This window comes from Nostoc sp. (assembly GCF_035638895.1).
GTDB lineage: Bacteria > Cyanobacteriota > Cyanobacteriia > Cyanobacteriales > Nostocaceae > Nostoc.
Window position 1 is genome coordinate 1 of the sequence record NZ_DASQZC010000056.1, and the last position, 4,523, is coordinate 4,523.

Below are 4,523 nucleotides of genomic sequence, written 5' to 3' on the forward strand. Positions count from 1 at the left end.
CTTCTCCACCAGCCGCCTCTTCAATTAATTCTGCTAGGCGAGTCTCAGCTTCTTTCAAATTAACTTGGTGCATTGATAGTCTTTACCAGTTCTCTGGATTTTGGTGGTTTGCATCTATAAATTTATAATTGTATATGATTAGATTATGGAATGTAGGTAGAAGGTAAAAATATGACAATTACTACCAACTTAAAGCAACTCTATGAAACCGATGAGAATTTGTGGTTAGAAAAAACTATTGAATTATTAAAACAAAAACAGTTTAACCAACTTGATTTAGAAAACTTAATTGAGGAATTAATCAGTTTGGGTAAAAGAGATTTAGCTAAAGCCAAAAGTCTTTTAAGGCAAATTGTTATTCATATATTATTACTCCAATATTGGCAGGTGGAATATGAAAGAAACTATCGTCATTGGATTGGAGAAATTAAAACTTTTAGATATGACTTAAATAATCATTTAACAACGAATTTAATAAAAAACTTACAGGATGATTTAGAGAATATTTATCAAAGTGCAGTTGATTTTGTGAAAATTAAAACCGATTTAAATATTTTTTTAGAAAAGTGCCCTTACACTCTTGTACAATTATTAGATGAAAATTATTTACCTTAAAGATATCAGTATTATCTGAGTTTTGTAAAATCAAAGCAGCACCGAGATATGATGTCTACGACGGCCTATTCGGCGTCACCCTTGGCTTGTGTCGTTATGGAACTAATGGGCGATCGCAGATGAATTACGTCCCCGTGATACAGTACATTTGCGGGAAAGATAGAATGTAATCGCTTGCCAACATTGACTCTTGCCAACAACTTTTATTCTGTTTGCTGTACAGTACGCTGCTGGCGCTGGGCGACCTGGATTAACAACCTTAATGCCTCATTAACTGCTTCATCGTTGGGAAAAGCTTGGGCAATATCGGGATCTAAAAGTACTAGGTTCGTTTTTGTACGATATCGCTCAATATACTTACCTCTAACCCCACTTGCCATTTGAGCAAAGTCGTACTCAGAACGTAATTCATCTTCAATTTCCTTTTCAACTTCCTTGTTCATAAAACCTCTTTTCTTGGCGGGTAGCATTTCGGGCGCTGATAATTCGTATCTTTATCTAAATCGTGATTTGGTTACTCATTGCTTCAGACTGAAATGATTTCAAAGGTGTCTTGATGACCAATTCGATAAAACAAGAAATCAGAATCGAGGGTGAGAATTTGACGATACCCTGTTTTTTCAGCCGTCAAAACCAACGTTGCATCTGCTAAATCCATTGGGCGATCGCGGTATTGTTCCATCAGCACCAACAAACGGCTGTAATCACTTTCCTGAACCTCGTAAACGGTCAGCAATTTATCTAAAAGAAGCTGCCCCAACTGTTTTTGCATTTGCCAGCCGCCACGATGCAGGGCAAGATACATGGCTTCTGTCAGGCATGACCAAGTTGTGACGAGAGGCTTTGCCAAACGCATCACTGCGATTTTATAAGCATTGTGCTGAGGCTGAGTGGGATCAACTAAACACAATAAGACTCCTGCATCGCACAGGATCATAGCTCTAGCCCTTGTTGCCGATATTTGTTGAGTAGGAGTTGCTGATAGTTGCTGACTGGTTCAGATGCAGATACGTCTAGGGAATGCACAGCCTCAAACCATTGTGACCATTTTCCTACAAGTGTTTCATCAGGCTGACTATCAGCAATTTTAACTTGATGTTTGTGGATCACAAAATCAATGAAATCGGTCACTTCTTGCAGGAGTGGTTCGGAAAGTTGCTGCAATTTTGCAATGGTAGTTTCAGGAATAGTCATGATAATTGCCTTTTTCACTCCTCTTACATTTTTACTCAAAAATTTGACTAAATGTACAGCAAGGGCGATCGCACTGTAAATCTATGCTGCTAATTGGTGATCGCTTTTTGTAAGAATACCTGCGGGTTAGCGATCGCCTTTTATTGCTCACCTTCCAAATGCCCTTCAAGCTTGTATCGTATATGATAAGGGAATTTAGCCTCTGTGCCAGAATCTATGCTTAATCTTGATTACACCAATCTTGTCCAAATCATCCAGCCTTATAAGATTCCAGGACGTGAAGAAGCTAGTGCATTTTTAAGTTGGTTCTTAGTGAATATATATAGATTAAACGTTATTGAAGTTCAGAATATAGTTTGTGACGGACGTGGAGACAAGGGTATTGATGGAATTTATATTAATGAGAATGAAGAATCTATAGATATTTTTCAATCAAAGACAGTTCAAAATTCTAATAAAACTTTAGGAGACACGCAGCTTAAGGAATTTGTAGGAAGCTTGAAGCAACTAGAAACGTCTGAGGGCATAGACTCGATGATATCAACAACTGGCAATACTCAACTGAAAAATTTGCTTATGGAGTATAGAGATATTTTTATCTCTTCCAGATATACAATTCATGGCATCTTTGTTACCAATGCAATCAAAGATTCAAATGCTGATAGTTTTCTTCAAGCGACTTCACAAATTAAGTTAGAAGTATGGGATAAATCTTTAATTTCTCAGATGTATGTACCAAGCGATAAAGCAATTCCAGCAACATCTGAGATTGCCTTTGATGTTTTTGGCTTTGACTATACTCAGTATAATGTTGCCAATACTGCAAAAGTAGTAATTGCTCCAGTGTCAGCAGTGGATTTGATACAGATGGAAGGCATTGAAAATCAGCAGCTTTTCGATTTGAACTTGAGGAAAGGTTTAGGAAAGACAAAGGTTAACAAAGATATTACTAAAAGTATATCTGAACCTTCAGAACATATTAACTTTCTACTTTACCATAATGGAATAACTATTATTTGCGACAGCCTTGATACCTCAGAGAAAGATAAAGTAAAGATACAAGGATACTCAGTAGTTAACGGTTGTCAAACAGTATCTAGCCTTTATGAAAATAGAGGTAAAGTATCCAAGGATCTAAGAATATTGACTCGAATTATTCAAGTAAATTCTACACAGTCAAGTCTTATATCTAGGATTACTCATAACAGCAATAATCAAAATGGTATCCAAGCGCGAGATTTTCGGTCAAACACACAGACCCAAGTTAGACTTCAACAAGAAATTGACCAGAAATATCCAGATTATTTCTATGAAATTAAGCGCGGAGATACGCCTGGTGAACGTATAGCTATAGAAAATACACTTGCTGGACAGATTCTACTTGCATTTGACTTGAAGCGACCTTCAGATGTTCAAAGATATAGTAAGATTTTTGATGATTTACACCATGATATTTTTGCTCGGCCAGAAGTAACTGGAGGAAGAATTGTAGTTTTATTTGATTTATATAAAGCAATAGAACAATATTTGGTAAAAATTGAACCTCCACTATTTGGTGGTTATCAAATAACTAAGTTTTTTCTTCTTTACCTTCTTTCAGAGGTTTTATCAGAAGATGAAGTTGGAAAAGCTTTTTGCAAAAAGCCTGAAAATTTTTCCAAAAATCCTAGCGAGAAGGCAAATCTTCTTAAATGTATCCATATCATTATGGGAGATATAGTTATCGATCTCAATGCAGAATTTAAGGAAGCAGGTGGGGAAAACTTTGACTTTAAAGGAACTTTCAAAGCTCCAAACCTTCTACGTAGTCTAGCAAACAAAGTAATTACTTCTCATAAAAAACTTATTGCGCGTGACCGTGTTGACTCATTTTCTAAGTTGTGGAATACATTAGTGAATCAGAACAGCCAAAAAATATAACTTAGGTGAATTCTAGTAATAAAACTACCATAGTCATTGCTTTCGATTTCGCTCAACCAACTGCGTAATCGAGAGTTGAACGAAGTCGAAACTCGTCAACATAGATATTTTTTTCATCAGAAATCCCCTTACTAGGGCTTGACTCAAGTGATCGCACCTTACTCAGAAACTCCTAACTCCACATTAATCAAAGGCTCACAGCTACTTGATTATCATATTCCGTAGATAGTAAAACAAAAAGCCCGCATAAGCGAGCTTTTTAAATCAATTAGATAACTTTACTTACCGTTTCGCCAACTTCTTCGACATCTTACGCAGACGAATCGATTGAGGTGTAACTTCCACCAATTCATCGGCGGCGATGTATTCCAAAGCACGCTCTAGGCTCATGTCTATCGGCGCTTGCAGTTGCACCAATTCATCGCCACCAGCAGCCCGGTGGTTGGTTAACTGCTTGGTTTTACAGATATTTAGTTCCAAATCTTGAGAACGAGTGTGTTCTCCCACGATCATGCCTCTGTAAACCTTTGTGCCGGGAGTAATAAAGAATGCTCCTCTATCTTCGGCATTTCTCATGGCGTAGAAGGTAGAAACGCCTTCTTCAAAGGAGATTAAAACACCTTTGTTACGGGCTTCAATATCACCACTGATTGGACGGTAGTCTAAGAAGCTGTGGTTCATGATGCCTTCGCCACGAGTCATCCGCATGAATTCACCCCGGAAACCAATCAATCCACGGGCGGGAATGACAAACTCTAACTGGGTGCGATCGCCACTACCTGGTTGCATATCTT

At 37.6% G+C, this 4,523-nt stretch carries 5 protein-coding genes and 1 pseudogene; 2 read left to right on the top strand and 4 right to left on the bottom strand.

The window, feature by feature from the left end; genetic code table 11:
* Nucleotides 1–171 precede the first annotated feature (171 nt).
* Nucleotides 172–615, top strand: coding sequence for a DUF29 domain-containing protein (locus VE944_RS02375; RefSeq protein WP_324971705.1), 444 nt, complete (start codon nt 172–174; stop codon nt 613–615).
* 203 nt (nt 616–818) lie between these two features.
* Here VE944_RS02375 and VE944_RS02380 read toward each other — a convergent pair whose 3' ends face one another.
* The 3 genes from VE944_RS02380 to VE944_RS02390 all read right to left on the bottom strand — a co-directional run bounded on the left by VE944_RS02380 (nt 819) and on the right by VE944_RS02390 (nt 1,809).
* Nucleotides 819–1,058 carry a hypothetical protein gene (locus VE944_RS02380; protein ID WP_324971708.1) on the bottom strand — a complete coding sequence of 80 codons (240 nt, stop codon included), beginning with the start codon at nt 1,056–1,058 and terminating at the stop codon, nt 819–821.
* Nucleotides 1,059–1,141: 83 nt separating this feature from the next.
* Nucleotides 1,142–1,552, bottom strand: coding sequence for a type II toxin-antitoxin system VapC family toxin (locus VE944_RS02385; protein ID WP_324971712.1), 411 nt, complete (start codon nt 1,550–1,552; stop codon nt 1,142–1,144).
* Nucleotides 1,549–1,809 (bottom strand): DUF2281 domain-containing protein, encoded by a 261-nt coding sequence (locus VE944_RS02390; protein ID WP_324971715.1) that lies wholly within the window; start codon nt 1,807–1,809, stop codon nt 1,549–1,551. Before VE944_RS02390 ends, VE944_RS02385 begins: the two co-directional genes overlap by 4 nt.
* Before the next feature lie 204 nt (nt 1,810–2,013).
* Between VE944_RS02390 and VE944_RS02395 the strand changes: the two genes are divergently transcribed.
* The gene (locus tag VE944_RS02395; RefSeq protein ID WP_324971718.1) at nt 2,014–3,729 is read left to right on the top strand and encodes an AIPR family protein; all 1,716 of its coding nucleotides are present in this window, start codon (nt 2,014–2,016) and stop codon (nt 3,727–3,729) included.
* Between the two features lie 282 nt (nt 3,730–4,011).
* Here VE944_RS02395 and VE944_RS02400 read toward each other — a convergent pair.
* Nucleotides 4,012–4,523 (bottom strand): annotated as a pseudogene (locus tag VE944_RS02400) (translational GTPase TypA); the annotation flags it as partial.

Coding starts and splice junctions, on each gene's coding strand:
- VE944_RS02385 (WP_324971712.1), bottom strand. CDS start 1,552: ATGATCCTGTGCGATGCAGGAGTCTTATTGTGTTTAGTTGATCCCACT.
- VE944_RS02375 (WP_324971705.1), top strand. CDS start 172: ATGACAATTACTACCAACTTAAAGCAACTCTATGAAACCGATGAGAAT.
- VE944_RS02390 (WP_324971715.1), bottom strand. CDS start 1,809: ATGACTATTCCTGAAACTACCATTGCAAAATTGCAGCAACTTTCCGAA.
- VE944_RS02380 (WP_324971708.1), bottom strand. CDS start 1,058: ATGAACAAGGAAGTTGAAAAGGAAATTGAAGATGAATTACGTTCTGAG.